Source organism: Gramella sp. Hel_I_59 (assembly GCF_006714895.1).
Lineage (GTDB): Bacteria > Bacteroidota > Bacteroidia > Flavobacteriales > Flavobacteriaceae > Christiangramia.
Genome location: NZ_VFME01000001.1, coordinates 1254876 through 1281103, shown reverse-complemented (window position 1 = coordinate 1281103; position 26228 = coordinate 1254876). Strand labels below are relative to the sequence as shown.

Below are 26228 nucleotides of genomic sequence, written 5' to 3'. Positions count from 1 at the left end.
ATACCCTAAGGCTTTATTTATGCCTTAAAAATAGAATCTCCTGAATGGAAAACTCTGCTGCAAATCCTGAAAATGAACCTGTAATTGAGAATAAGGAATTAAGTATCTGGGAAGCATTAATTCCAGTACTTATTCTTGTTGCTATGCTAGCTTTCAATGTTTTCGTTTTCGGCGATGATGCTCTTGGAGGTTCTAACCAGTTCATTCTATTACTTGGAGGAGCTGTTGCCGCGATCGTTGGTTACTTCAACAAGGTAAAGTTTGATACCATGGTCGATGAAGTTGCCGGCAATATTCAAAGCACTTCCGGAGCGATCCTTATTTTATTGATGGTAGGAGCTCTCGCAGGAACCTGGCTTATAAGCGGAATTATTCCTACCATGATCTATTACGGACTTCTAATTCTAAATCCTACCATATTTCTGGCAGCCTGCGTGGTTATCTGTTCTGTGATCTCTGTTGCCACTGGAAGTAGCTGGACAACTTCAGCTACCGTTGGTATTGCCCTGATCGGGATCGCTGATGCTCTGGGAATTGGATTGGGCATGACGGCGGGTGCAATTCTTTCCGGAGCCTATTTTGGGGATAAAATGTCTCCTTTAAGTGATACTACGAATCTTGCTCCGGCTATGGCGGGAACAGATCTTTTTACACATATAAAATATATGGCATTAACAACAGTGCCTACGATCACAATTACCCTTATTGCCTTTATAATTATCGGACTTAACCTGGACACGAGTGGAAACACAGATACATCTGCAATACTGGCTTCCATAGAAAAAAGCTTTACCATCACGCCATGGTTGTTCATAGTTCCTGTGATCGTAATATTTCTGATCGTTAAAAAAACATCCCCACTTATAGCGTTACTGGTTGGAACTCTTGCCGGAGCGGTTGCTGCTCTTATCGTTCAACCAGACATTGTACTGGCAGTAAGTGGAATGAATGAACTTAATTTTATTAGTGGATATAAAGGACTCATGAATGCCATCACGGTAGACACCGCGGTAGAAACCGATTCTGAAACTCTTAATGACCTTTTTGCTTCCAGCGGAATGCAGGGAATGCTAGGGACTATCTGGTTGATCATTTGCGCTATGGTATTTGGCGGAATTATGGAAGCAATTGGAGCCTTATCCAGAATTAGTAAAGCACTTCTGAATCTATTCCATACCACCTTCGGATTGTTTGCCAGTACCGTATTTAGTTGTCTTGCCCTGAACGTTACCGCTTCAGACCAATACCTGGCTATTGTAGTGCCGGGAAAAATGTTTGCAAAAGCTTATAAGGATAAAGGTCTTGCACCAGAAAACCTTAGCCGTAGTCTTGAAGATTCGGGAACAGTGACTTCTGTACTTATTCCATGGAATACTTGTGGAGCTTATCATAGTGGAGTTCTGGGTGTTCCTGTTCTCTCCTATGCTGGTTACGCTTTCTTCAATTATTTGAGTCCATTTATGACACTTCTTTTCGCTGCCATCGGACTAAAAATTAGAAAAATCTCTACCAAGTAATTATTGTCAAAACCTTAGAATAACTGCTAATTTTCTGAGTATTTGATGATTATAGAGTACCGCTATCGTTGATTTTACAATGCATAGATAGACTCTATTGTGTGATAAAATCATAAAATTTGAAACGTCTAAAAAACGCAGTGAAGATGATACTTTTGCAGCGTAGAAAAAGAACATTTTTAATTTTAAAAAATATAATTATATGGCTTTAGTAGGAAAAAAATTTCCAAATCTTAGTGTAGACGCAATGAACGAAATGGGTGATACTTTCAAATTAAACATTTTGGAAGAAGCTCAGAAGAATAACAAGAAAGTTCTTTTATTCTGGTACCCTAAAGACTTTACGTTCGTATGTCCTACAGAGCTACATGCATTTCAAAATGCAATGGCTGAGTTCGAAAAGAGAAATGTAATGGTAGTTGGAGCATCTTGTGATACTCCTGAAGTTCATTTCGCTTGGTTGAACACTCCTAAGGATAATGGTGGAATTGAAGGTGTAACTTACCCAATTCTTGCAGATAGTAACCGTAACCTAAGTTCAAGACTTGATATCCTTGACATCATGAGCGAAACTTATGATGATGAAACAGGAGCTGTAACTCTTGAAGGTGATAACGTGACTTACAGAGCAACTTACCTTATCGATGAGGAAGGAACAATTTTCCATGAAGGTGTAAATCATATGCCACTTGGAAGAAACGTAAACGAATTCCTAAGATTGATCGATGCTTATACGCACGTACAGGAAAAAGGTGAGGTTTGTCCAGCAAACTGGGAAGAAGGTAAAGAAGGAATGAATGCAGACCGCGAAGGAGTTGCATCATACTTAAGCCTTAACTAAGAAGTGTCCCTGAATTAAGAACATTAAAAAAATTGCTATGATTAAGGAATTAGATCAGGATAACTTAAGTGAGATTGTAAATGATAATGATACTGTTGTAGTACAGTACATGGCGGGATGGTGTGGAAACTGTCGTTTAATGAAGCCAAAATTCAAGAAGTTATCTGCAGAGCATGAAAATGCGCAGTTCATTCTTGTAGATGCTGAAAAGTATCCGGAATCAAGAAAACTGGCGAAAGTTGATAACCTTCCAACATTTGCAACCTTCAAAAATGGAAGTTTTAAGAATCAGGTTCAAACGAATAAGTTTGACCAATTAAAAAACTTAGTAGATGAAGTTACCAGTAATTAAGCATTTACAGCGAAACAACGAGGTAAACAAACTTGAAAGTACGATTGATGTGCTTGAAAGCTTTACTGAGCACCGTTCAGTTTCTGAAGAAGAAATGGACGTGATTGGTGAATTACTTACAAATCTTTGTGGTGCTGTAGAAGTGCATAAAATGATAGAAGACGGTACTCCTGAAAGGGATGCTGCTAATAATTTTGTTAAGAAAGTTCTAGGGTCTATAGACAAATAATCTTTTTTGATAAATCAGATAACATAGGCTGTTTCATTGTGAAACAGCCTATGTTGTTTTATGATAATTTTAGTAATAACCGAAACACAATCCTATAAATTTAGCAATCTAATATATGTATAGAAATGGCAAAGATTGAACTTGGTGGAGAATCGGTAACTACGTACGGCTCGCTTCCAGCACTTGACGAGAAAGCTCCTCATTTTGAGTTAATTAAATCTGATCTTTCGATTGGAACCCTCGATGATTATAAAGGAAAGAGAGTTATTCTTAATATCTTCCCAAGTATAGATACAGGAGTTTGCGCAACTTCTGTTCGTAATTTCAATAAAAGAGCATCAGAATTAAAGGATACGGTGATACTTTGTATTTCCAGAGATCTCCCTTTTGCTCAACAAAGATTTGTGAGTGATGAGGAGTTGAACCAGGTCGTAAATTTATCAGATTTTCGAGATAGAAATTTCGGCAAGGACTATGGTGTTGAAATTCTTGACGGACCCTTTGAAGGTTTGTTATCTCGTGCAGTAGTGGTTCTTGATGAAGATGCTAAAGTGATACATTCCCAGCAAGTACCTAAAATCGAGGATGAACCAGACTATCTTGCTGCGCTGAAAACCCTGTTATAATGAAAAACACTTTCCTCGGAAAGAGAATCAGAGGAGGAGGATACGCCCTAAAAGGTGCACTACTGCTGCTTCGTCATGAAGCCAGCATACAGGTGCAATTTGTGATTTCAATACTAGTTTGCATTGCGGGTTGGTATTTTGATATTACCAGAACAGAATGGATGTTTCAATTCGTAGCAATAGGAATGGTTATGTCTGCTGAAGGATTGAATTCAGCAACAGAAGCAATGGCAGATTTTGTACATCCCGACTTTCATAATAAGATCGGGCATATTAAAGACATAGCTGCAGGTGCTGTATTTATCGCTGCATTAATCGCGATTGTCATCGCAGGGTTTATCTATATTCCTTACCTAACCAGTTAATACCTGACCCTATGAAGCAGTATCTATCATTTATTCTTTGCATGTGTACTGTTTTTTCTGTTACAACTCAGGAATTGCAGGAACTGGACATAGATCTCGAGAATTATGAATATCCTTATGATGTAGATTTTCTCGAACTTAATATTCAGAAGAGCACCTATTCTATGGCTTATATGCATATAGAGGCGGAGAATCCAAATGGTGAAACTGTAGTACTATTACATGGCAAGAATTTCAACGGCGCATACTGGCAAACTACCATAGATACTCTTCAAAAATCAGGGTACAATGTGCTGGTGCCAGACCAGATAGGGTTTGGAAAGTCCAGCAAACCAGAACATTTCCAGTATACGTTTCAGCAACTGGCAGAAAACACCAAAAAGCTTATCGATACACTTGGGATAACGAAGACCACTATATTGGGTCATTCCATGGGAGGCATGCTGGCCACGCGTTTTGCTCTGATGTATCCTGAAATAACCAATAAACTTGTTTTGCTCAACCCAATAGGCCTTGAAGACTGGAAGACCAAAATTCCTTATCAAAGTATAGACGACTGGTATGAACAGGAATTGGATAAAAACTACCAGGGTATCAAGACATACCAGAAGGAAAGCTATTACGCTGGCGATTGGAATGATGACTATGCTCAGTGGGCTAAATTACTGGCGGGATGGACATTGAATGAAAAGTATCCGTTGATAGCCTGGAATGCCGCACTCACCTATGATATGATCCTTACGCAACCTGTAGTTTATGAGTTTAAGAATCTGCAAATGCCAACATTATTAATCATTGGAACCCGGGATCGAACAGCTTTGGGCAAAAACCTGGTGAGTGAGGAAGTAAAAGCGAGCATGGGATTATACGATGAACTTGGTGAAATAACCGCATACAAAATACCGAATGCAAAATTGGTGGAAATTCCAGATACCGGACATTTACCTCATATAGAAGCTTTCGATGAATTTACAGCAGCACTTCTACCCTACTTAAAGAATAAATAGTAAAACCAGTCGTTTACGACTTGTAAACGGGGCAACTTTGAAAATTGAAGTTTTTTTTCCTTAATTTGGATAAGGCTAATTTGTATTTTTGCCGAAATTCGTCAACCTACCTATGGCCAAAAAGAAACCCAAGACCAGGAAAACCACTAAAAAATCCAGTAAACTATCTTTCAGCCTCAACCGGCAGCAAAAAGTGGTACTTGGAAGTTTTCTTATGCTATTTGGTCTGGGACTAATAGTTGCCTTTATTTCTTTTCTTTTTAACTGGCAGGCAGATCAGAGCGTACTTCAGGAGCTGGGGAATCGTGATGTGGAAGCCAGGAACTGGTTGAGTAAATTTGGTGCATCTGTAAGTGATTTCTTCGTTTATAAAGGCTTCGGACTAGCCTCTTTCTCTATCGCATTTTTAATACTGCTAAGCGGCATCTATTTATTCTTTGGATTTAAGATTTCCAATCTGAGAAAATACTGGTTCTGGGGAATTCTCGTCATGGTCTGGATCTCTATAGTTCTGGGTTATTTTGCTGAAAAAAATGCACTTCTGGGAGGTAGAATCGGTTATGAAACCAATGATTTTTTACAAGATTATCTCGGTTTCTTCGGAAGCATCCTATTAATGCTATTTCTTCTAATAGCTTACCTCGCAATAAGATTAAAGGTCACCCCGGAAATGGTTGGTTCTTACCTTAATACAGGAAAACAGGAACTTCAGACAGCAATGCAAAAGCATCAGGCTAGTGTTTCAGAAACTGAAGAAGAACTTGAATGGAAAAAAGAAGTAGTCATACCAAAAGATGAAGAAAAACCTGCAGAAGTTGACCTAAGCAGTAAACCAGAAAAGAAGCCGGAGAAAAAGACCAGCCCGGAAGCTATTCCGAAGATGGAAGTCAAAGCTCCAGTAGAAGAGGATAATGTGGCTATGGAAGTTGAAGCTGCTCCTGAAGAGGAAGAAGAAGATAACCTAAGTCAGAAACTGGTAAAGGATTTTGGTGAATTTGACCCAACCCTGGAACTGAAGAATTATAAATTTCCCACGATCGAACTGCTTAAAGATTACGGCGGTACTATCACGATCAACCAGGAAGAACTGGAAGAAAATAAGAATCGTATCGTTGATACGCTCAAGAATTATAAGATCGAAATTGCGCAGATCAAAGCAACCGTTGGTCCAACAGTAACCTTATATGAGATCGTCCCTGAAGCCGGGATTCGTATTTCGAAGATCAAGAATCTTGAGGATGATATTGCACTATCACTTTCTGCGCTTGGAATCAGGATCATTGCTCCAATTCCGGGAAAAGGAACCATTGGTATTGAAGTACCGAATAAAAATGCCAGTATAGTTTCCATGCGCTCGGTGATCGCTTCGCCTAAATTTCAGAAGGCAGAAATGGAGTTACCGCTAGCTTTGGGTAAAACAATAAGTAACGAAACCTTCGTAGTCGACCTGGCGAAAATGCCGCATATGTTGATGGCTGGTGCTACCGGACAGGGTAAATCTGTTGGTTTGAATGCGATTCTCACTTCGCTGCTATATGCCAAGCATCCGGCTGAAGTGAAATTTGTCCTGGTAGATCCTAAAAAAGTGGAACTCACCTTATTCAATAAAATAGAGCGCCACTACCTCGCAAAATTACCAGATGATGGGGAAGCGATCATCACCGACAATACAAAAGTGATCAACACCCTGAATTCTTTGTGTATCGAAATGGATGATCGATACAATCTTTTGAAGGATGCCATGTGCCGTAACTTGAAGGAATACAATACGAAGTTCAAGGCGAGAAAGTTAAATCCGAACGACGGACATAAATTCCTGCCATATATCGTTTTGGTAGTGGATGAATTTGCAGATTTGATCATGACCGCCGGGAAGGAAGTTGAAACACCAATTGCCAGACTGGCTCAGCTTGCTCGTGCCATTGGAATACATTTGATCATTGCAACACAAAGACCTTCGGTGAACGTAATTACCGGTATCATTAAGGCAAACTTTCCGGCCAGAGTTGCTTTTAGAGTAACTTCCAAGATCGATTCCAGGACTATTCTGGATAGCCAGGGAGCAGACCAATTAATTGGTCGTGGTGATATGCTATTTACACAGGGGAATGAGCTTAAAAGACTGCAATGTGCATTCGTGGACACTCCGGAGGTAGACAAGATCACCGAATTCATTGGTTCGCAAAAAGCTTACCCTGAAGCTCACCAACTTCCTGCCTACGAAAGCGAGGAAAGTGGCACAGGACTTGATATAGATGTGAGCGAGCGAGACAAGCTGTTTCGCGATGCTGCAGAAGTAATCGTAACCGCCCAGCAAGGCTCGGCTTCTTTGCTTCAGCGTAAATTAAAACTTGGATATAACCGTGCAGGTAGAATAATAGATCAACTGGAAGCCGCAGGCATCGTTGGTCCGTTTGAAGGAAGTAAGGCAAGACAGGTTTTAATTACAGATATGGTAGCGCTCGATCAACTATTAAATGAAAAACCAGACTAAAAAAATTAGAATGAAAAGATTAGTATTTATTTTGGCAGCTATACTCAGTTTTGGAGTACAAGCGCAGGAAGCATCGAAAGCTCAGAAATTACTAAATGAAGTTTCAGCAAAGGTGAAGAATTATGACAATATGGTTATAGAATTCAAGTATTCACTTGAAAACGAAGCTGAGAATGTGAGCCAGGAAACTCGAGGAGATGTTAGTATTGATGGGGAGAAATACTTGTTGAATTTAATGGGAACTACTCAAATGTTCGACGGTAAAAAGATCTATACGATCATTCCGGAAGATGAGGAAATCAATATTTCCAATTATGTTGAGGAAGATAGCAACAGTATCACACCTTCAAAAATGTTCACATTTTATCAAAATGGGTATAACTACAAGATGGATATCACCCAGAATGTAAAAGGCAGAGAGATCCAGTACGTAAAACTTACGCCAAAAGATAGCAAAGCTGAGATCAAGAATATTCTCCTTGGTATCGATACTCAAACCAAGCATATTTACAATATGATCCAGACCCAGGAAAATGGGACTAAAGTGACGATCACTGTGAAAAGTTTCAAGACAGATCAACCACTTGCAAAAAATCTATTTACCTTTAACGAAGCTAGATATAGCGACTTTTATATCAATAGATTAGACTAAATTGAAGATACTCGACCGGTACATACTTACCAGCTTTTTAAAAACATTTTTCTCGGTCTTTATAATACTGATGTTCATCTTTGTACTCCAAACGATATGGTTGTACATAGGTGAACTTGCTGGTAAAGACCTGGATACAGAAGTAATCCTCAAGTTTTTACTCTACTTCTCACCTAAGCTGGTGCCTCTAGTATTACCACTTACAATCCTGCTTACTTCCATCATGACTTTCGGTTCTTTTGCTGAAAATTATGAATTTGCCGCCATGAAGTCTTCAGGTATTTCATTAGGTCGTGCAATGCGCAGTCTTACCGTATTCATAGTATTAGTAAGTCTTACAGCTTTCTTTTTTGCCAATAATGTGATTCCCGCAGCAGAATTTAAGTCGATCAATCTTCGGAAGAATATTGCTCAGTTAAAGCCTGCCATGGCTATTTCTGAAGGAATTTTCAATGATATTGGAACCTTCAATATCAAGGTAGAAGAAAAAAGTGGTGAGAATGATCAGTTTCTTAGGGATGTGATTATTCATCAGAAGGAGAAAACTGGTGGAAATACCACAGTGATCAAAGCAAGGGAAGGCGAACTGGTTGGAAGTACTAATTCAGATGTACTCTCACTTATTTTGAAGGAAGGGAACTACTATGATGAAGTAACACCTTCAGACTATCAAAAGAGGAAAAGAAAACCATTTACAAAGACATATTTTGATGAATATATCATCAATATCGATCTCTCGAATTTTAATAATGTAGATCTGGAGGATCAGAACTATAATTCCACTCATGGAATGCTGAAAATTTCAGAATTGAGTGAAAGCATAGATTCATTTTCAGTCAACTACAATACGAAAATGGCCAGTCTTAAATCGAATATGTATGACCGCTCCGGGATTGTTAATGTTCAGAATAATTTAAAGCCTAAGGATACCATTGTTTCTACAGATGAAAGTATCCTGACCCATTACAACACTTACGATGCGGCACAAATTTCCAACCTGGCACTAGGAACTGTAAACAGCGCTATTGCCCATCTCGGAATGCAGAAGCAGGAATTTAAAAACAACGTAAAGCAGATCAATAAATTTGAGATCGCCCTACATGAAAAATATGCTCTCGGAATTGCCTGTATCGTACTGTTTTTTGTAGGCGCACCTCTTGGAGCCATTATCAGGAAAGGTGGAATTGGTTTACCTATTGTGGTTGCAATCCTGCTCTTTCTTACCTATCACTTTATAGGGATCTTCACGAAGAATTCAGCAGAAAATGGAAGTGTTCCTGCGTTTGTTGCCACCTGGCTACCTACCTGGATCATGCTCCCGCTGGGTGTTTTTCTTACTTATAGAGCTACTACAGATCAGGGATTATTAGCTTTTGATAGCCTTACAGACCCTATAAAAAAACTCTTCAAAAAAGCCGGAGCGATTCGGAACAAAAGTAAATCATAATAAATATCTTTGCAGCCATAAAATTGGAACTATGGCAGAGGTAGAAAATAACCAGTATCAGGTCAAATTAGATACGATTCAGGAAGCTATTGATGATATTCGCGCCGGAAAGGTGATCATTGTAGTGGATGATATTGACCGTGAAAATGAAGGTGATTTTCTTGCCGCTGCAGAAATGGTTACTCCAGAGATGATCAATTTCATGGCTACTCATGGCCGCGGACTCATTTGTGCTCCTTTAACCGAGCAAAAATGTAATGATCTAAAACTGGAAATGATGGTTGGTAATAATACCGATCCAATGGAAACCGCATTTACAATTTCGGTTGACCTGAGAGGAAAAGGTGTTACCACGGGTATTTCAGCTTCAGATAGAGCTCAAACCATCAAGAGCCTGATAGATCCTGAAACAAAACCACAGGATCTTAACAGACCAGGACATATTTTTCCGCTGAAAGCGAAAGAAGGCGGCGTTTTACGTAGAACAGGTCATACAGAAGCAGCGATCGACTTTGCAAGACTTGCTGGTTTCGAACCTGCTGGAGTCATCGTGGAAATCATGAATGAAGATGGAACTATGGCGCGCTTACCTCAACTGCTGGAAGTCGCCAAAAAGTTCGATCTAAAGATCGTTTCTATCGAAGATCTTGTTGCCTATAGAATGCAGCATGATAGTCTTATCGAGAAAAAGGAAGATTTTGAACTGGATACGAGATTTGGAAAATTCAGACTTCGAGCTTACAAACAAACTACCAATTCACAGGTTCATATAGCATTGACTAAGGGTTCATGGAAGACCGATGAAGACATTCTTGTACGAGTGAATTCAACCATGGTAAACAATGATATCCTAGGCACTTTGACTAATAATGCAGAGAAAAAACTGGATGGAATGTTTAAGGCGATCAATGATGAAGGTCGTGGTGCCATCGTTTTTATTAATCCGGCTAACCCATCTCCAAACCTTTTATCTAGAATAACAGAATTAAAAGAAAGTCAGAAACAGGGAGAAATTAAAGCACCGCCAGTAAAAATGGACAATAAGGATTTTGGAATTGGAGCTCAGATTCTTCATGACCTTGAGATTCATAAAATCAGGTTATTATCAAATTCCCAGCAAACTAAGAGAGTCGGAATGATTGGTTACGGTCTCGAGATCAAAGAATACGTAGAGTATTAATCTATTTCGATGATCACTTCGTCCAATGGGCGACGCACCTTTTTTAATTCTGAAAAGAAATCATCCTTAGCACGATATCCAACAGGAAGCACAAGTACAGACTGCAGGTTTCTATCGCCAAGTTTTAGGAAGTCGTCATACTTTGAAGGCTCAAAACCTTCCATGGGACAGGCATCTATTTCTTCAGTAGCACAGACGGTTAATAGTGTTCCTAAAGCAAGGTATGCCTGATTACGTGCCCAGGCTTCAATTTTTTCGATCGCCTTATTTTTAAAGTCATCTACCAGAAAATTGTGGAAAGGCTGCAAAACCTCATCTGGTGTGTCTCTTAAATTCTTGACACGTTGGAAGTATCCAGATATAAACTGTTCATCTACATTTTTTTCAGTACAGATCACCAGTACATGAGAAGCGGTACTTACTTGCTGCTGATTCATTGAGAATTCTATAAGCTGCTTTTGGATCTCTTTATTACTAATTACCAGCATCTTTAATGGTTGTAATCCATAGGAAGTGGCAGTGAGATTAAATGCATGCTTAAGGATCTCCAGCTTTTCTTCGGAAAGTATTCTGGAATCATCAAATTTTTTAGTAGCGTAACGCCAGTTCAGCGCTTTTAAATTACTCATAATTATGATCTTGAAATGCAAAGGTACACAATGATGAAAAGAACATTTACGTTAGCTATCGATTAATCTGATACATCCAATTATTTATGGCTATCTTCGACCTAATATTCATCCAGAGAAATGAAAAAACTTAAAAAATTTATCTTATTCTCTGTCATTGGAATTGTGCTTATCATCTTTACCATCCTGGGTATTGAAGCCATTTTCTTGAGACACACTTCAGAAGACATTTATTCTGATATTTCTAAAATACCTCCCCGTGAAACAGTAATAATCCTGGGTGCAAGTGTCCATTCTGATGGTAAATTATCTCCAATCTTAAAGGATCGCGTAGATACCGCTATTAAATTATATCGCAATAACAAGGTCAAAAATTTCCATGTAACTGGCGATCATCGAACCGAAGATTATAATGAGATCGCTGCCATGGTTTCCTATCTTCGGGAACGAGGTATTCCTCAAAACCGGATTACCTCAGATCACGCAGGACTTGATACATATGATAGCATGTACAGGGCGGGAAAACTTTTTAATATAGAGAATGCTACTGTGGTTACCCAAAAATTCCATTTGCCCAGAGCGCTTTTCATTTCGGGTCAGCTGGGATTTAATTACTTCGGTTTAACGGCAGATCAACGTGCCTACCAAACCGAATACAGGCTGAAGCAAAGAGAGAAACTGGCAAATGTCAAGGCTCTCTGGGAAGTTTTAATCAATAAAGAACCCAGTACGATGGAATACAGGCTCGATTCTTCCGAAGATTAATCTGAAGCTTTTTTAAGTATATTCGTAGTAACTAACTATAAAACCAAAACTATGTTACAATGGATCATCCATATCGTACTGGATGCAGTAGTCCTGCTAATCGCTGCGAAATTTCTAAGTAAGGTTCATCTTAATGGCTTTAAATCTGCACTAATAGTTGCATTGATCATTGGAGTACTAAGCTTTCTATTGAGCTGGTTACTTACCGCCGTATTAAATATTGCTACTCTTGGAATTTTCTACTTCCTTGGACTGGGCTTTATCACCCGAGTGGTAGCCTATGCGATCGTCATAGAAATAGCAGACAAATTAACTTCAGATTTTAAAACTGAAGGTTTTCTACCAAGCTTATGGTTAGCGATCCTTATCGCAATTGTAGGAGCTATTGTAGACGCCCTGTTATTCTAAAAATATCACCGGGTGAGATGTTTCACCCGGTTTTTTCTTCCCCACCACACTATAAATCCTGTTACAGGTAAGCTTGCGACAAAAATGCTCAGAATAAAAGCGATGATCTTCCCGGTCATCCCGAAATACTGACCTGTATGAATACCGTAACTCATTTCCTGTAGTTTTAAACCAGTACTTTTTGATTCATAGGGCTGTTCCTGAAGTAACTCAGCTGTTTGTGGATGAAAATAGTAGTTGGATTGGTGATCATAGTCCAAAGACTCTGTATATGCTCCTGTTACTACGGGATGATGATCACCTTCTGTCCACACAAAATACATTTCATGGCCGGGCGCTTTTTCCAGTGTTTCAACAAAAGCTATATCTATAGGCTCCTCTGAAATTCGTGGTTTCTGCACAATTTTCTCAATATGATGATCACTTTCTACATCTTCCCCAAGATTACCCGCAAAATAAAGACCATCTTTCACCCAATCATACGAAAAATATAAACCGGTGATGGCTACTACAATGGCAAGAATATGAAGATAGAATCCGCTGATATTGTGCAGGTCATAATTCACTCTTCTCCAACGAGCATTCCATTTTATTTTCAGACTCTTCTTTAAGTTCTTCAGCTTCTTTGGCCACCAAAGTATAACTCCCGTGATCATCATTAGGATAAATATCAAAGTTGATATACCTACTACCTGCCTGCCAATTTCCTCAGGTAACAATAGATACATGTGCAATGCCTTCACGATCTCGAAAAAATCCTTTGTAAAATCCTGAGAATATAACCATTCACCTGTGTATGGATCCAGATAAAAGTAATAGGGAGTTTCTTCATATACTCCATACACTGCGACCGGTCTGTCCTGCCCGGCATAGAGCACAAAATCATCTGTCGTTCCTGGATATTTCGACTGTACGATCTCCTTAATTTCTGAAGGCGCCAAATATCCGCTATCCTGCTGTTCTACAAATCGGTAGTCGTAGATCGCGTCTTTAATTTCGTCATGGAATACATAAATACATCCGGTAATTGCAACTATAAATACAATAATACCTGTCAATAGACCTAACCACAGATGAATTCTGCCAGCCCATTTTCTAAGTGTATCCCGTTTCTGTTTTTTCTTCATAATACTTAAAAAAAAAGGAGATCACCATTACGGCGATCTCCAGCTAACTCAAACTAAAATTTATAGGTAAGTGCGGCAGCGAAATTTCTCGGTGCCTGAGGATTTATTGTTGACCATCCGTTGAAATAATCTTCATTCGTTAGATTATTCAATTTCAGGTTGATCGAAAATTTATCTACATCATAGAAAACAGCTGCATTTAGTACTGTATAAGATGGAAGTGTAAATACACCCGCCGTGTTGCGATTAAAAATCATGTTTTCACTAGCGTAGTTACCTCCAAAACCAAGACCGAATCCTTCAGCTGCACCAGCAGTAAATTTATAGCTTGCCCAAAGGTTTGCCAGAGTCTCAGGTCCCGCAGATTCAGGTCTTCTTCCGAGGAAATCATCATTTTCTGAAGCTTCGGTCACTTCACTATCATTGTGACTGATTCCTGCGACAAGATTTAATCCATCTATTGGACTAGCGGTAAGCCTGGCTTCAAAACCACGACTGTATTGAGTCCCATCCTGATTTACGTTAATACCATTGCCTAGTACAATATTTTCAACCTGAATATCATAATAACTCAAGGTTGCGAACAGTTTGTCATTGAAAAAGTTCAGCTTCGTTCCAAATTCAAATTGAGTAGCATGTTCAGGATCAAAAGTTATTCTGTTTGTTTCACCAGTATCCTGATTAATAACTTCTGAAGGTGCTACGTTACTAAAACCATCCATATAATTAGCAAATACAGAAACCCGGTCTAAAATTGGCTGATATACTACTCCGAATTTTGGGGAAAGTGCAGTTTGACTATTGCTATCATTTTCGAACTGGTCTAGTCGTAAACTGGCCATGGCAGATAATGCCGGAGTAATATTTAATACATTTGATACATAAGCACTATAGATATCCTCTTTAACAGTATTATTATTACGGTTTGAATTGGCCAGGAGATCATCAACTGCCGCTGTGGAAAGAATTCCACTGTCTCCATTTGTGATATAATTCGCTTGCTCAGTAATACCAAAAACGCTTTCGTTCACATTCTGCAGACCTGCATTTCCAATATAAATATTTCCGTTGCCTACATAACCGGTACCATTATCTATGGTTTCTCGTTGAAAATAATCTAAACCAGCTACCATCCTATTTCTCATTCCGAAGATCTCAAAATCACCTATAAAATTCTGCTGAAGATCTGTAGTAAGGGTGGTAGAATTCTGATTATTCATATACCTCGTAAACACTACTCCTTCATCCAGACCTTCGTAAAATCTGGTGGTTTCATAGAGGTAAGAATAATAACCTTCAGACTTCGAACTTCCACGAGAAATAGCAGTTTGAGAAGTCCAGTTTTCTGACAATTTATAATTCATCTGACCCTGTAGACTATAAGTTGGATTTTTTAGAGTTAGATCGTTACTGGTGTAGGATCTATTCGAGTTATAATCTAATTCTTCAATATTTGTTGCTGTCAAAGGCGCTCCCCTATCCACAAATAGCATGGTAGGGTTTGTTGACTCGCCACTGTAAAATTCAGTATTAACCAAAAAGGAAAGTCTGTCGTTTACCTTATAACTTAGAGACGGCGCGAATAAAAAGGATTTCGAAAAACCGGCATCCTGAAAAGAATTTTGAGTTTGATATGCAGTGTTAACCCGTAGAGCCACATCTCCGCCTTCATCTAATGGCGTATTTACATCTGCGGCAACTCGGTTAAGTCCATAGCTACCAAGCGTATACGTAATATTTCCGCCGAAATAATCATAAGGCTTTTTTGTAGTGATATTGATCAAGCCTCCGTAGGAAATAAGACTGCTCCCATACAAAGTACCGGAAGGTCCCTTTATAACTTCGATATTTTCGATATTTGCTGGATCGGGACTGCCATTAGTAAGAGCTGGCAGGCCATTAACCATAGTTGGCTGTACAGGAAAACCTCGAAGCGAGAAATAACCTGCGCCGTCTCCACCTCTACCTGTAGATTCCCATAATTTGGTAATCCCCGAACTATTTTTTAAAGCATCATCAAAATTTGTGATAATCTGCTGCTCTAATAACTCTGAAGTTATATTGTCATATACCTGGGAATTCTCTATATTTTTTAAAGGAAGCTTGGATACATATACACTTTTAGCACGATCATACTCAATGGATTTTCCGTTTCCCTGGATTATTACTTCCTCCAACTGTTCTTCACCCGAACTCAATAGAATATCAGCAAGACTGGTCATTGCACCAGGTTTTACGGTAATTGCAATTTCTTTTGGCTCATATCCAACATATGATACTCTAAGCAGATAATTTCCTTCAGGAACGCTTTCGATTAAATAAGCACCTTCTCGATTAGTTTCTGTTCCAATTCCTGTACCCTGAACATCTACATTTGCTGCAGAAATTGCCTCTCCTTTTGAATTAGTAATTTTTCCCTTGATATTACCAGAATTCTGAGCAATTGTGCTGTATCCAAAGAAGATAAATAGTAGTAGTAATTTATGATTCATCTGTTTAATTTTATTTAGACTTGATATAAATAGTAGCGCAAACATACTAAGTGAATTTATTTTTAAAAACCTTATTTAGAACTATTTTAAATAAAATGTTGTAAATGTTTGATTCTGAAACTCTTCAGAATTAATACAATATTAAAGTGCGCCCAATAGGATTATGGTATTTTTGCAACTTCTAAATTTGCAGATATGATTAAGTTTATAGTAACCGACGTTGATGGCACCCTATTAAATGACCAGCATGAGATTCATCCTGATTTCTGGAAAATGGAAGAAGAATTGAGTGCTAAAGGCATACAATTTTCCATCGCCAGCGGCCGACAGTTTTATAATCTGGAAAGTAAATTTGAAAGAATTAAGCATCGTACGATGTTCTTCGCAGAGAATGGCACCTATGTTTCATTCAAGGGTAAAGAGCTTTATGTAAATCCCATAGAAAAGGATGCCGCTATTAATTTTATAGAGATGGGCCGGAAACTGGAAGATACCTACGTTGTGCTCTGCGGAAAGGATTCAGCTTATATAGAAACCAGTGACAAGAAATTCATTGATCATATTTCTCAGTTTTACGAACGTTTGAAAGTCGTGGAAGATCTTACGGAAGTTGATGACACCTATTTAAAAGTTACTTACTGCAATTTCAATGGGGTTGAAGATAATACCTATCCACACTTTGTGGATTATACCGACCGCTTTAAAGTTGCCATCGCTGCAAAGATATTTATCGATATTACTGCTCTAAATGCTAATAAAGGGAATGCAATAAAAGGAATTCAGAAGGAAATGAATTTTACTGAAGAAGAAACTTTGGTATTTGGAGATTATCTGAATGACCTTGAAATGATGAAGGTCTCTGCCCATAGTTATGCCATGAAAAATGCTCACCCTGAAGTTAAAGAGGCGAGCAAGTTCATTACCAGTCATGACAATAATGAGCATGGAGTGCTTAGGACGATCTCAGATCTGGGACTGGCAAGTTTTAGTTAACCATAAAATTAGTACGATCTACCCCGGTATTTCCTGTTACTGGATCGAATGCCTGGATGATCAATTCGTAAGAGCCTTTTTCTAAATTAGCACTTCCCACAAAATTACTGGAACCTCCCTCCTGTTCCATTTTTATGGTTTTGGTATCCATATTCGCACTATTTAAGATCGCGGTCACTTCATACTGATTCGCATCCCATAGACCTCCTTTAATAATGGGACAACCACACATCATGACAATATTTGCCTGAATTCTAATTTCTGAACTGGAATAGGATTGGTGTGTTTGAGGAGTGACAATGTCCACTACGAAGCCTGGTATTTTCAGGATGATTCCTTCTCCAGTGATATTCTTTCCAGGAAGCAACCATAATTGCGTACTTGATTTTACAATAGCCTGCTTCTTATTCCAGGGTGCGTAAGCTTCTATAGTTACAAATCTTGGTTCTGCTATCTGAACCTTAGCGTTAAAACCTGCAGTTTGATCATCGGTAATTCGTTTCCCTCTTATTTGAGCCTGCTTCATGATCTTTTCAGTATTACCGGTGCTTCCTTTTGTTATGCCTTCCGCTAGAATTTCATTCGTTAGAGCATCCTTGATTAGAATTTTAGCTCCACCAATAGAAGAACCTATAAATTTTGCATCGCCGGCCTGTGCTCTTACCATAATTTCTACCTCCTGGGCAGAACTAATAGCAGAAACAGAAAATATAAGCGCACAAAAAAACCGGTAAAAATTATTGCTATACATAGTAATGATCTTTACCGGCTAATTTAAGAAAACTAAGTTTTATGCATCGGCTAATTCAGCATCCTTTGTTTTCGAGACAATATTGTGGTAGTTCTTTGGATCTTCCTGGTAATCACTTACGTATTCCCTGATCGTATTCAGTTCATCCTGAGTAAGATCATTAGCTTTCATATTTTGCTTAAGATCCAACCATGGTTTGTTGGCGGAGTGGTCGTATTCTCCAAATACCATAAAAGGCGTTCCGTTATATTCAACATCTGAATTTTCAAGTTCCCACATGCTAGCCCAATCGAATATATACTTAGCATCATCCATATACAACCTTACACACCCATGACTCGCTGGATATCCGGGTAACGCATACTGATGAACACCTACACCTTCAAAATTCATAAAGTTGAAATAATACGGAAGTATCCAGGAAGCATCTACCGTACTTACCTTTCTTTTTGCCTTATAATTACCGTAATTAAGTCCTGCCGGAGTTTGTGTTGAACCCTTCCCGGTACTAACCGGTCCCCATTTGACCAGTTCTCCATTTTCGTAAAGCCCGAATGCCTGTACTCTTTTATTGATCAAAACAGTCTTAGGAATGCAATGCAAGTCCTGAAGATCTTCGGGAAACGGACTGTAATTATTGAATTCTTCCGCAGCACATTCTGGAATTACAAGTGGACGGTTGGGACGTATTTTATTTTTTTCGATTCGATTGATGGCAAGAACTGTTTTTAGTTCATCATCGTTATAGTTACTAAGCAAACTATCTATGGTCTCACGAGATTGTAGAGAATCCACGGTGTATTTCACTTCCTTTCTGAAAATTTTCGCTTCCCTTTTGATAATGGGATTTTTCATACTTATTTCCTGAGATTGCTCTTCCTTGATTGGCTCCTGAACTTGTGGATTAGAATTACAGGAGAACAACAAAATTCCGGCTAGTAGACTTAAATAACGAAAAGGTGTGATTGAACTGTTCATTGTAATTGTAGTTAGTTTTAAACGAAAATACGTTCGAACACGCGTATCTACTGCTAATCCTGAGTTAAGGCTTTGTTGGCTTTATGATAATTAACCAATTTTAAGAGCATTTCCTTTCAAGTTTTCCTAATATTTTAAGATTTGGAGCAATTTCCAAATTGTGTGGAAAAATTTCGACTAAGGTTGGTCGGGTTATTTATTCATCGTAATATTGCAATATAATTATATCGAATGGGAGTTACGAAGACCGATCTATTTTCTAAAGAACAGAATGAACTTGCGTGTTATGCCAAAGTACTGGCTCATCCTGCAAGAATTGCCATTCTTCAATTTCTTCTGAAATCTGATAGGTGTATCAATGGAGATCTGGTGAACGAACTTGGTCTCGCCCAGGCAACAATAAGTCAGCACTTACGTGAGTTGAAAAATGCCGGAATTATACAGGGGTCCATTGAAGGAGTGTCGGTTAGTTATTGCATTGACACGACCAACTGGTATAAGATTCAGCAATTACTAAATGTATTATTCGATGGTTTAAAGACACCCGAACCGAAGGATTGCTGCTAAAAAAATTTAAATATTAACATCGTAATATTGCGATAAATCGAAGACTATGCTTTTATCAGAATTTAAAAAAGAACTCAAGAACTTAAGCCGACTATATTTTGAACTACCAGGCGGTGAGCTTGTACCATCTCACTTCCACGTTACTGAAGTTGGAAGTATTCGCAAAAATTTTATTGATTGTGGTGGTGTATTAAGAAATGAGCGCAAGGTTTCTTTTCAGCTTTGGGAAGCTGATGACTACGATCACCAGTTGCATCCGGAAAGATTAATGCAGATCATTTCCATTGCTGAAGACAAACTTAACCTTGAGGATGTTGAAATCGAAGTGGAATATCAGGGACAAAGTATCAATAAATATCATCTTGATTTCGACGGCGAAAAATTCCTTCTCCTAAATACACAAACTGACTGCCTGGCAAAAGATAATTGCGGTATACCAGAATCCAAACCCAAAGTAAAATTAGCAAACGTCTCAGAGCAACAATGTTCTCCAAATTCAGGTTGCTGTTAATTAATCGCTATGAATAACATATATCCAGAACTTAGTTCAAAGATCAAGGAACTTGAAAAATTATCAATTTCCGAAGAGAGAAAGAAGGTACTTCAACCTCTAGTGGAATTCATGTCTAAAAAGATCAATTCAAAAGACACACTGCAACTCAATTTTATCTGTACTCATAATTCCCGACGAAGTCAGCTGGCGCAAGCCTGGGCTATGGCGGCATCAGATTATTATCAAGTTCCAGCCAAGTGTTTTTCTGGTGGAACAGAGGCTACTGCTTTCTTTCCGCAGGCCGTTTTAACTTTGAGTGAAACTGGCTTTGGTATTGAAGAGAAACCTGGTGACAATCCAGAAATCAAGGTGGATACTGGTGCGAGTTCAAACACTTTTTATTCAAAAGTATTTGATGATGAAAAAAACCCGACGAAGAACTTCGCAGCGGTAATGACCTGTAGTCATGCTGATGAAAATTGCCCGTTTATCGTTGGAGCAGAATCCAGAATACCTTTGAATTATGAAGATCCAAAGAGTTTTGATGATACACCAGAAATGGCAGAAAAGTACATGGAACGAAGTGAACAGATAGGTTCTGAAATGTTATACGCCTTTAAAAAAGCAATATCCAATGGCTAAAAAGCTGAACTTTCTTGATAAAAATCTAACGCTATGGATCTTTCTTGCTATGGCTGTCGGTGTGATCCTGGGTAACATTATCCCGGCAATTCCAGAGCATATCAATGCAATGAGTTCCGGGTCTACAAACTGGCTGCTGGCCGTTGGACTCATCCTTATGATGTACCCTCCACTAGCGAAAGTGAAGTACAGGCTCCTGCCCAAAGTTTTCAAAAACGTCAAAATTTTGACGCTCTCTTTGGTACTTAACTGGATCATCGGGCCCTTTTTGATGTTTTTTCTGGCAATTACATTTTTGCATGACCATCCCGAATATATGATCGGACTCATACTAATAGGACTTGCCAGATGTATTGCGATGGTGTTGGTATGGAATGATCTCGCGGAAGGTAGTAGTGAATATGGAGCAGCCCTGGTAGCACTGAACAGCATTTTCCAGGTTTTCGCCTACAGTTTTTATGCATGGATCTTTATTACCTGGCTCCCTCCTTTCTTCGGATTCGATTCTGCTATCGTGGATATTTCTATTGAGAGTGTTGCGGAAAGTGTACTAATTTACCTTGGTATCCCATTCGTGTTGGGTATTTTAAGTCGAATTATCCTAGTGCGTCTAAAAGGGGAATCCTGGTACGAAAACAGTTTTATCCCGGCAATTTCACCAATTACTTTAATTGCTTTACTATTTACCATCGTTTTGATGTTTTCGCTGAAGGGTAGTTTAATTGTTGAAATTCCATTTGATGTTTTACTAATCTCGGTTCCGCTACTTATTTATTTCTGCCTTATGTTTTTAATTAGCTTTTTCGCAAGTAAATTGCTTGGAGCTAGCTACGAACGGAATGCTTCTGTTGCTTTTACGGCAGCCGGAAATAATTTCGAACTGGCGATCGCGGTTGCTATTGCAGTATTCGGATTAAATAGCGGTCAGGCATTTGCAGGAGTTATTGGTCCGCTTGTAGAAGTGCCAGCCTTAATTTTACTGGTGCGGGTTTCTTTCTGGTTAAAGAAGAGATTTTACAAGGACACCGCAGTTATGCATGCCTGAAGTTCTTAAATTCTGATGACTGTTACTCTTCGGAAATAATACATCAGATCGATAGATTTTACCAATTTTATAACGCTTCTAGCTGAAATACTACGGGTTGAAAACCTTAGTTTTATTTTATTTAGCTGAAAGCAATATGAAGAAGGTTTCGATCATTTTACTGGGAGTAGTCATCATCCTTATTGGCTTGATCTACTTTTCTGTTTCCGGCACCCAGAAAACATTTGAGACCTGCACTATTTCCAATTTCGAAGAGCTTCAAAGTACAAATTTCAGAAACCATGATTCGGTTCTAATCGCTCCAAGCACTTTATATGAAGCAAATCTTCTGAAGGATTTAGTGCAGGGAAGTAACTATCGCAATGCCTGGTCTGAAAAAGTGAAATTTCCAATTGTATTTCTGGACACCTTATACGGTGGCATGGAAATCATCAAAGAAGGTGGAGGTAAACAAACGCATTCCTTAAAACTACACTCAAAGAATGATATCATTTACACCTTGCGTAGTGTCACAAAAGATCCGGAGAAACTTATACCTGAAATTGCAGAAGATCTCGGCCTCGAAAATATTATCGTGGACGGAATATCTGCGCAACATCCTTATGCGGCGATCCTTGCAGCTGAGTTAGCTCAGGCACTTGACATTCTGCATACACATCCCAGAATGGTCTTTATTCCGAAGCAAGATGTTCTGGGTGATTTTAATGAGAAATTTGGCAACCGACTGTTCCTTCTTGAATATGAAACCGAAAGCAAGACCAATTGGACTTCACTAAAGAATGTTTCAGAAATTATTGAAACCAAAGACCTTCAGAAATTAAAATTTGAGACAAAAGCGAAAATTTCAGTAGATCAAGAGGCCCTGATAAAAGTAAGATTATTCGATTTGCTTATAGGTGACTGGGATCGTCATGCCGAGCAATGGGGCTGGGTAATTCAGAAATCTGATCGTGGAAATATAGCAATACCTGTTGCCGGCGATAGAGACAATGCATTTTTTAATATTTCTGGTTTGATTCCTTCCATAATCACTAACAAAAATATCGAGCCACTGGTTCGACCTTTTGAAAAAGAGATCGATCATATGCCCGGCCTGGTTTATCCTTTCGACCGCTATTTTCTCTCAAATACTTCGGAAGAAATGTTCATTAAGCAAGCAAGCGAACTTCAGAAAAACTTGAGCGATAAAAAGATAGGTAAAGCTTTTGAAGCCTGGCCAGACGAAATCCGAAAGCTCAACGAAAAAGAAATCACTGATAAACTAAAAAGCCGTAGGGATAAGCTCCAGGAATATGCTGCGCAGTTCTTTCAGCAAATACAAGAACAGGGGAAACTGAGCGAAGCTTTAAAAGGATCTGAAGATCTCGAACTAAGTTCTTCGCAACTTGCCTGCTTTGAGTGCGATCTTGAAAATTAGATCTTAAAATGTATTTTTGATATTCATTAATACGTCATTCTTTGAGAAATCTCTTTTCCATCATTTTTCTAAGCCTCTTCTGCCCTGCGCTACTAATGGCCCAGAGTACACTTTCTAAAAATGTAGAAACATTTGAGATAGAGGCACCCCAATTAAATAGCCATAAAAAGATATGGATCTATCTTCCTGCAAATTACGATTTGGATGAGCAGAAATATCCAGTCATTTATATGCACGATGCACAGAATGTCTTTGATGATTCTACCGCCTATGCTGGTGAATGGAATGTCGATGAATTCCTGGACGAAACTAATTCAAAGAAAGCGATCATTGTAGCCATTGAGCATGGTGGGGACGATAGGATTTCAGAACTTACGCCTTATCCAAACGAAAAGTATGGTGGAGGGAATGGAAAGAAATATGTTGATTTTATAAGATTAACTCTTAAACCGCATATAGATACCAGCTATCGTACCCTGGAAGATCAGGCGAATACAGGAATTTTTGGTTCATCTCTGGGCGGACTAATTAGCTTCTATGCAGCATTTGAATATCCTGAAGTCTTCAGTAAAATAGGAGTCTTCTCTCCCAGCTTCTGGTTTAGTGAACAGATCTATGAAAAAGTAAGAAATTCAGAAATAGTAAACGATCAGAAGTTTTATATATTGGCAGGGAGAAAAGAGTCAGATTCCATGGATAAGGAAGTGAATACCATGCAAGATCTGCTTGTTTCAAAAGGTCTGGAACCTCAAAATATGATCGTGAAATTTGTCGAAGACGGAGAACACAATGAGAAGTTGTGGAGAGAGAATTTCGGCGAAGCCTATCAATGGTTAATCGAACCAATAATACACTAATGAAAAAAGTCAATATTCAGGAAAAATTAGACCAGTTTCAGGATCACTGGAATCCCAGAATTGTTGGAGAATTGAATGGACAGCAGGTGAAGCTAGCTAAGCTCAAAGGTGAGTTTATCTGGCATGCGCATGATGATGAAGACGAATTATTTTGGGTCATTTCGGGAGTGCTAAAGATCGAGTTTCGGGATAGCTCTGTCACCCTTAATCCTGGTGAGTTCATCGTTGTTCCAAAGGGAGTTGAGCATAAGCCAATAGCTAAAAATGAAGTTCAGGTAATGTTATTTGAACCGGCAGCGACGAAACATACCGGGAATGAAAAACACGAACTCACCAATAATTATCAGCAATATCTATAGTTTTAGACAGCTTCATATTCGAAGACTCAATTTTCGTATATTAGTCTGATAACCAACATCATGTCTAACTAATTCTCGAAAAAATGAAATCGACCAGTTTCCTTATTATTTTTCTTGCTGCCATACTAAATGTAAATGCTCAGCAAGAACCTACAGAATATAGTATTGAGCAATTCTATGAAAACACTCGTGTTTCGGGTGGTAGTTTTTCTCCAGATGAATCAAAAATCCTGATAAGCAGTGATGAATCGGGCATATTTAATCTATATGAAATAGATATTTCAGATGGAAGCAAGACTGCTGTAACAAATTCTGAAAACGAATCTTTATTCGCGGTGGATTATGTACCAGGCTCAGGCGACATATTATATTCCGCAGATAAAGGAGGGAACGAAATTAACCATTTATACCTGTTAAAACCGGATGGAACCTCTAAGGACCTGACTCCGGGAGAAAATGAAAAGGCCGAGTTCGGTGGCTGGAACGATACTAATTCTGCCATGTATTATCTTTCAAACAAGCGAGACGCGCAATTTTTTGACGTATATACTATGGAAATTGGTAGTTGGGAACCAAAAATGCTCTATAAGAATGACAAAGGTTATATGGTTTCTGATATATCAGCTTCGGGAAAATACCTTGTATTATCTAATGAGATCACTACCAGCGAAAATCAACTATTCTTACTTAGCACAGAGACGGAGGAACTGACTGAAATATCCAAACCGGGATTCTATTATAGTGGTACAGGTTTTAACAAAGATGAGACAGAGCTCTACTATACAACCAATCACGGTGGTGAGTTTAGCCGATTAATGGTTTATAATCTGGATACGAAGGAGTCTGATGTGATTTACGAAACGAACTGGGATGTAATGTATAGCAGTCTGAGTGAAAATGACACTTATAGAGTGATCGCTATTAACGAAGACGGGGCAAATAAATTACTATTGTGGGAAAATGCAAGCCAGACTCCATTGGAATTACCAGAAATCAAGGATGGTAATATTGTGGCTGCAAATTTTTCTGATAGTGAAGAGCTATTAAGACTTACGGTTGGAACTTCTAAAACCCCAAATAACATTTACGTTTACAATATTGAGACTAAGGAAATTAAAAAATTAACCTGCACTTTAAATCCGGAAATAGATCCAGACAACCTGGTTTCTGCAGAGGTGGTAAGATATAAATCATTTGATGGTTTGGAAATACCTGCGATCTATTACAAACCTCTCAATGCTACTGCAGATAATAAAAAACCGGCCCTGGTATGGGTACATGGTGGACCCGGTGGTCAATCCCGTGTAGGGTATTTTGCCCTTTTACAATATTTAGTGAATCATGGATACGCTGTCCTCGCCGTAAACAACCGGGGTAGTAGTGGTTATGGAGCTAGCTTTTATAAGATGGATGACAAAAATCATGGAGAAAAAGATCTTCAGGATGTGATCTATGGAAAGAAATGGCTGGCATCCCAGGATTATATCAATGAAGACCAGATTGGAATCATTGGCGGTAGTTACGGAGGTTATATGACCATGGCCGCGATGACCTTCGAACCAGATGAGTTTGAAGTGGGTGTAAACATTTTTGGGGTCACCAACTGGTTAAGAACTTTAAAATCTATTCCGCCTTATTGGGAATCCTTTAGGAAAGCACTTTATGATGAATTAGGCGATCCTACTACAAAAGATTCCATCAGACTTAAAAAGATCTCTCCTCTGTTCCATGCTGAAAATGTAAAGAACCCGATCATGGTTTTACAGGGCGCCAATGACCCACGAGTACTGCAGGTTGAATCTGATGAAATCGTGGAGGCAGTAAAAGCGAACGATGTTCCTGTGGAATATATGGTCTTCCCAGATGAAGGTCACGGCTTCATTAAGAAAGAAAATGAGATCAAAGGATACCGGCAAATTCTTGCATTTCTGGACAAGTATTTAAAAGACGAGGATGTAACGATGCCAGATAATGCATTAAAAGATTAATTTAGCT

Annotated in this window: 27 protein-coding genes; 22 read left to right on the top strand and 5 right to left on the bottom strand. The window is 38.8% G+C overall.

The window, feature by feature from the left end:
• The first annotated feature begins 44 nt into the window (after positions 1 to 44).
• The 11 genes from nhaC to ribB all read left to right on the top strand — a co-directional run bounded on the left by nhaC (position 45) and on the right by ribB (position 10710).
• Complete coding sequence (gene nhaC, locus JM79_RS05930) at positions 45 to 1517, top strand: Na+/H+ antiporter NhaC (RefSeq protein ID WP_141877263.1); 1473 nt, start codon at positions 45 to 47, stop codon at positions 1515 to 1517.
• 202 nt (positions 1518 to 1719) lie between these two features.
• Positions 1720 to 2358: a peroxiredoxin gene (locus JM79_RS05925; RefSeq protein WP_141877262.1), complete on the top strand. Its 639-nt coding sequence runs from the start codon at positions 1720 to 1722 to the stop codon at positions 2356 to 2358.
• A gap of 37 nt (positions 2359 to 2395) precedes the next feature.
• Positions 2396 to 2710, top strand: a complete 315-nt coding sequence (locus JM79_RS05920; RefSeq protein WP_141877261.1) for a thioredoxin family protein — start codon at positions 2396 to 2398, stop codon at positions 2708 to 2710.
• Positions 2691 to 2939, top strand: a complete 249-nt coding sequence (locus JM79_RS05915) for a hypothetical protein (protein WP_141877260.1) — start codon at positions 2691 to 2693, stop codon at positions 2937 to 2939. The genes JM79_RS05920 and JM79_RS05915 overlap by 20 nt, the downstream gene beginning before the upstream one ends.
• A 125-nt stretch (positions 2940 to 3064) precedes the next feature.
• On the top strand, positions 3065 to 3565 hold the full coding sequence (gene tpx / locus JM79_RS05910; RefSeq protein WP_141877259.1) for a thiol peroxidase: 501 nt from the start codon (positions 3065 to 3067) through the stop codon (positions 3563 to 3565).
• Positions 3565 to 3930 (top strand): diacylglycerol kinase family protein, encoded by a 366-nt coding sequence (locus JM79_RS05905; RefSeq protein WP_141877258.1) that lies wholly within the window; start codon positions 3565 to 3567, stop codon positions 3928 to 3930. Before tpx ends, JM79_RS05905 begins: the two co-directional genes overlap by 1 nt.
• An 11-nt stretch (positions 3931 to 3941) precedes the next feature.
• The gene (locus JM79_RS05900) at positions 3942 to 4937 is read left to right on the top strand and encodes an alpha/beta hydrolase (RefSeq protein ID WP_141877257.1); all 996 of its coding nucleotides are present in this window, start codon (positions 3942 to 3944) and stop codon (positions 4935 to 4937) included.
• A 112-nt stretch (positions 4938 to 5049) separates the two neighbouring features.
• Positions 5050 to 7431 (top strand): DNA translocase FtsK, encoded by a 2382-nt coding sequence (locus JM79_RS05895; RefSeq protein ID WP_141877256.1) that lies wholly within the window; start codon positions 5050 to 5052, stop codon positions 7429 to 7431.
• A 10-nt stretch (positions 7432 to 7441) separates the two neighbouring features.
• A complete protein-coding gene (locus JM79_RS05890) occupies positions 7442 to 8083 on the top strand; it encodes an outer membrane lipoprotein carrier protein LolA (RefSeq protein WP_141877255.1) in 642 nt (213 codons plus the stop codon).
• Between the two features lies 1 nt (position 8084).
• Complete coding sequence (locus JM79_RS05885) at positions 8085 to 9530, top strand: LptF/LptG family permease (protein ID WP_141877254.1); 1446 nt, start codon at positions 8085 to 8087, stop codon at positions 9528 to 9530.
• Between the two features lie 31 nt (positions 9531 to 9561).
• Positions 9562 to 10710 carry a 3,4-dihydroxy-2-butanone-4-phosphate synthase gene (gene ribB / locus JM79_RS05880; protein WP_141877253.1) on the top strand — a complete coding sequence of 383 codons (1149 nt, stop codon included), beginning with the start codon at positions 9562 to 9564 and terminating at the stop codon, positions 10708 to 10710.
• On the opposite strand, the gene JM79_RS05875 is transcribed toward ribB, so the two are convergent.
• Positions 10707 to 11339 carry an NAD(P)H-dependent oxidoreductase gene (locus JM79_RS05875; RefSeq protein WP_141877252.1) on the bottom strand — a complete coding sequence of 211 codons (633 nt, stop codon included), beginning with the start codon at positions 11337 to 11339 and terminating at the stop codon, positions 10707 to 10709. The two genes, ribB and JM79_RS05875, sit on opposite strands and share 4 nt — an antisense overlap.
• Before the next feature lie 120 nt (positions 11340 to 11459).
• Here JM79_RS05875 and JM79_RS05870 point away from each other — a divergent pair, with 120 nt between their 5' ends.
• On the top strand, positions 11460 to 12104 hold the full coding sequence (locus JM79_RS05870) for an ElyC/SanA/YdcF family protein (protein WP_141877251.1): 645 nt from the start codon (positions 11460 to 11462) through the stop codon (positions 12102 to 12104).
• A 51-nt stretch (positions 12105 to 12155) separates the two neighbouring features.
• Positions 12156 to 12512: a phage holin family protein gene (locus tag JM79_RS05865; protein WP_141877250.1), complete on the top strand. Its 357-nt coding sequence runs from the start codon at positions 12156 to 12158 to the stop codon at positions 12510 to 12512.
• 5 nt (positions 12513 to 12517) lie between these two features.
• Here JM79_RS05865 and JM79_RS05860 read toward each other — a convergent pair whose 3' ends face one another.
• On the bottom strand, positions 12518 to 13639 hold the full coding sequence (locus tag JM79_RS05860; RefSeq protein WP_141877249.1) for a PepSY-associated TM helix domain-containing protein: 1122 nt from the start codon (positions 13637 to 13639) through the stop codon (positions 12518 to 12520).
• A 53-nt stretch (positions 13640 to 13692) separates the two neighbouring features.
• Complete coding sequence (locus tag JM79_RS05855; RefSeq protein WP_141877248.1) at positions 13693 to 16131, bottom strand: TonB-dependent receptor; 2439 nt, start codon at positions 16129 to 16131, stop codon at positions 13693 to 13695.
• 195 nt (positions 16132 to 16326) lie between these two features.
• On the opposite strand from JM79_RS05855, the gene JM79_RS05850 reads away from it, so the two are divergent.
• A complete protein-coding gene (locus tag JM79_RS05850; RefSeq protein WP_141877247.1) occupies positions 16327 to 17124 on the top strand; it encodes an HAD family hydrolase in 798 nt (265 codons plus the stop codon).
• Here JM79_RS05850 and JM79_RS05845 read toward each other — a convergent pair.
• A complete protein-coding gene (locus JM79_RS05845) occupies positions 17117 to 17875 on the bottom strand; it encodes a hypothetical protein (RefSeq protein ID WP_141877246.1) in 759 nt (252 codons plus the stop codon). The genes JM79_RS05850 and JM79_RS05845 overlap by 8 nt on opposite strands.
• 39 nt (positions 17876 to 17914) lie before the next feature.
• Positions 17915 to 18853, bottom strand: a complete 939-nt coding sequence (locus JM79_RS05840) for a L,D-transpeptidase (protein WP_141877245.1) — start codon at positions 18851 to 18853, stop codon at positions 17915 to 17917.
• 231 nt (positions 18854 to 19084) lie between these two features.
• Between JM79_RS05840 and JM79_RS05835 the strand changes: the two genes are divergently transcribed.
• From JM79_RS05835 to JM79_RS05800, 8 genes are all read left to right on the top strand, one after another.
• Positions 19085 to 19420, top strand: a complete 336-nt coding sequence (locus JM79_RS05835; RefSeq protein WP_141877244.1) for a metalloregulator ArsR/SmtB family transcription factor — start codon at positions 19085 to 19087, stop codon at positions 19418 to 19420.
• Between the two features lie 46 nt (positions 19421 to 19466).
• Positions 19467 to 19931 carry a DUF6428 family protein gene (locus JM79_RS05830; RefSeq protein ID WP_141877243.1) on the top strand — a complete coding sequence of 155 codons (465 nt, stop codon included), beginning with the start codon at positions 19467 to 19469 and terminating at the stop codon, positions 19929 to 19931.
• Between the two features lie 9 nt (positions 19932 to 19940).
• A complete protein-coding gene (locus JM79_RS05825) occupies positions 19941 to 20555 on the top strand; it encodes a protein-tyrosine-phosphatase (RefSeq protein ID WP_141877242.1) in 615 nt (204 codons plus the stop codon).
• The gene (gene arsB / locus JM79_RS05820) at positions 20548 to 21600 is read left to right on the top strand and encodes an ACR3 family arsenite efflux transporter (RefSeq protein ID WP_141877241.1); all 1053 of its coding nucleotides are present in this window, start codon (positions 20548 to 20550) and stop codon (positions 21598 to 21600) included. The genes JM79_RS05825 and arsB overlap by 8 nt, the downstream gene beginning before the upstream one ends.
• Positions 21601 to 21736: 136 nt before the next feature.
• A complete protein-coding gene (locus JM79_RS05815) occupies positions 21737 to 23017 on the top strand; it encodes a hypothetical protein (protein WP_141877240.1) in 1281 nt (426 codons plus the stop codon).
• A gap of 41 nt (positions 23018 to 23058) precedes the next feature.
• Positions 23059 to 23874, top strand: a complete 816-nt coding sequence (locus JM79_RS05810; protein ID WP_260443380.1) for an alpha/beta hydrolase-fold protein — start codon at positions 23059 to 23061, stop codon at positions 23872 to 23874.
• On the top strand, positions 23874 to 24233 hold the full coding sequence (locus JM79_RS05805) for a cupin domain-containing protein (protein ID WP_141877239.1): 360 nt from the start codon (positions 23874 to 23876) through the stop codon (positions 24231 to 24233). The genes JM79_RS05810 and JM79_RS05805 overlap by 1 nt, the downstream gene beginning before the upstream one ends.
• Before the next feature lie 83 nt (positions 24234 to 24316).
• The gene (locus tag JM79_RS05800; protein WP_141877238.1) at positions 24317 to 26221 is read left to right on the top strand and encodes an alpha/beta fold hydrolase; all 1905 of its coding nucleotides are present in this window, start codon (positions 24317 to 24319) and stop codon (positions 26219 to 26221) included.
• Positions 26222 to 26228: the final 7 nt, after the last annotated feature.

What these genes read in the sequence shown, in the direction of transcription:
- JM79_RS05850 (WP_141877247.1), top strand. Translation starts at nt 16,327, where the DNA reads ATGATTAAGTTTATAGTAACCGACGTTGATGGCACCCTATTAAATGAC.
- JM79_RS05860 (WP_141877249.1), bottom strand. Translation starts at nt 13,639, where the DNA reads ATGAAGAAAAAACAGAAACGGGATACACTTAGAAAATGGGCTGGCAGA.
- JM79_RS05890 (WP_141877255.1), top strand. Translation starts at nt 7,442, where the DNA reads ATGAAAAGATTAGTATTTATTTTGGCAGCTATACTCAGTTTTGGAGTA.
- JM79_RS05815 (WP_141877240.1), top strand. Translation starts at nt 21,737, where the DNA reads ATGAAGAAGGTTTCGATCATTTTACTGGGAGTAGTCATCATCCTTATT.
- nhaC (WP_141877263.1), top strand. Translation starts at nt 45, where the DNA reads ATGGAAAACTCTGCTGCAAATCCTGAAAATGAACCTGTAATTGAGAAT.
- tpx (WP_141877259.1), top strand. Translation starts at nt 3,065, where the DNA reads ATGGCAAAGATTGAACTTGGTGGAGAATCGGTAACTACGTACGGCTCG.
- JM79_RS05845 (WP_141877246.1), bottom strand. Translation starts at nt 17,875, where the DNA reads ATGTATAGCAATAATTTTTACCGGTTTTTTTGTGCGCTTATATTTTCT.
- arsB (WP_141877241.1), top strand. Translation starts at nt 20,548, where the DNA reads ATGGCTAAAAAGCTGAACTTTCTTGATAAAAATCTAACGCTATGGATC.
- JM79_RS05855 (WP_141877248.1), bottom strand. Translation starts at nt 16,131, where the DNA reads ATGAATCATAAATTACTACTACTATTTATCTTCTTTGGATACAGCACA.
- JM79_RS05830 (WP_141877243.1), top strand. Translation starts at nt 19,467, where the DNA reads ATGCTTTTATCAGAATTTAAAAAAGAACTCAAGAACTTAAGCCGACTA.
- JM79_RS05920 (WP_141877261.1), top strand. Translation starts at nt 2,396, where the DNA reads ATGATTAAGGAATTAGATCAGGATAACTTAAGTGAGATTGTAAATGAT.
- JM79_RS05925 (WP_141877262.1), top strand. Translation starts at nt 1,720, where the DNA reads ATGGCTTTAGTAGGAAAAAAATTTCCAAATCTTAGTGTAGACGCAATG.
- JM79_RS05805 (WP_141877239.1), top strand. Translation starts at nt 23,874, where the DNA reads ATGAAAAAAGTCAATATTCAGGAAAAATTAGACCAGTTTCAGGATCAC.
- JM79_RS05825 (WP_141877242.1), top strand. Translation starts at nt 19,941, where the DNA reads ATGAATAACATATATCCAGAACTTAGTTCAAAGATCAAGGAACTTGAA.
- ribB (WP_141877253.1), top strand. Translation starts at nt 9,562, where the DNA reads ATGGCAGAGGTAGAAAATAACCAGTATCAGGTCAAATTAGATACGATT.
- JM79_RS05895 (WP_141877256.1), top strand. Translation starts at nt 5,050, where the DNA reads ATGGCCAAAAAGAAACCCAAGACCAGGAAAACCACTAAAAAATCCAGT.
- JM79_RS05915 (WP_141877260.1), top strand. Translation starts at nt 2,691, where the DNA reads ATGAAGTTACCAGTAATTAAGCATTTACAGCGAAACAACGAGGTAAAC.
- JM79_RS05905 (WP_141877258.1), top strand. Translation starts at nt 3,565, where the DNA reads ATGAAAAACACTTTCCTCGGAAAGAGAATCAGAGGAGGAGGATACGCC.
- JM79_RS05835 (WP_141877244.1), top strand. Translation starts at nt 19,085, where the DNA reads ATGGGAGTTACGAAGACCGATCTATTTTCTAAAGAACAGAATGAACTT.
- JM79_RS05900 (WP_141877257.1), top strand. Translation starts at nt 3,942, where the DNA reads ATGAAGCAGTATCTATCATTTATTCTTTGCATGTGTACTGTTTTTTCT.
- JM79_RS05840 (WP_141877245.1), bottom strand. Translation starts at nt 18,853, where the DNA reads ATGAACAGTTCAATCACACCTTTTCGTTATTTAAGTCTACTAGCCGGA.
- JM79_RS05870 (WP_141877251.1), top strand. Translation starts at nt 11,460, where the DNA reads ATGAAAAAACTTAAAAAATTTATCTTATTCTCTGTCATTGGAATTGTG.
- JM79_RS05865 (WP_141877250.1), top strand. Translation starts at nt 12,156, where the DNA reads ATGTTACAATGGATCATCCATATCGTACTGGATGCAGTAGTCCTGCTA.
- JM79_RS05800 (WP_141877238.1), top strand. Translation starts at nt 24,317, where the DNA reads ATGAAATCGACCAGTTTCCTTATTATTTTTCTTGCTGCCATACTAAAT.
- JM79_RS05875 (WP_141877252.1), bottom strand. Translation starts at nt 11,339, where the DNA reads ATGAGTAATTTAAAAGCGCTGAACTGGCGTTACGCTACTAAAAAATTT.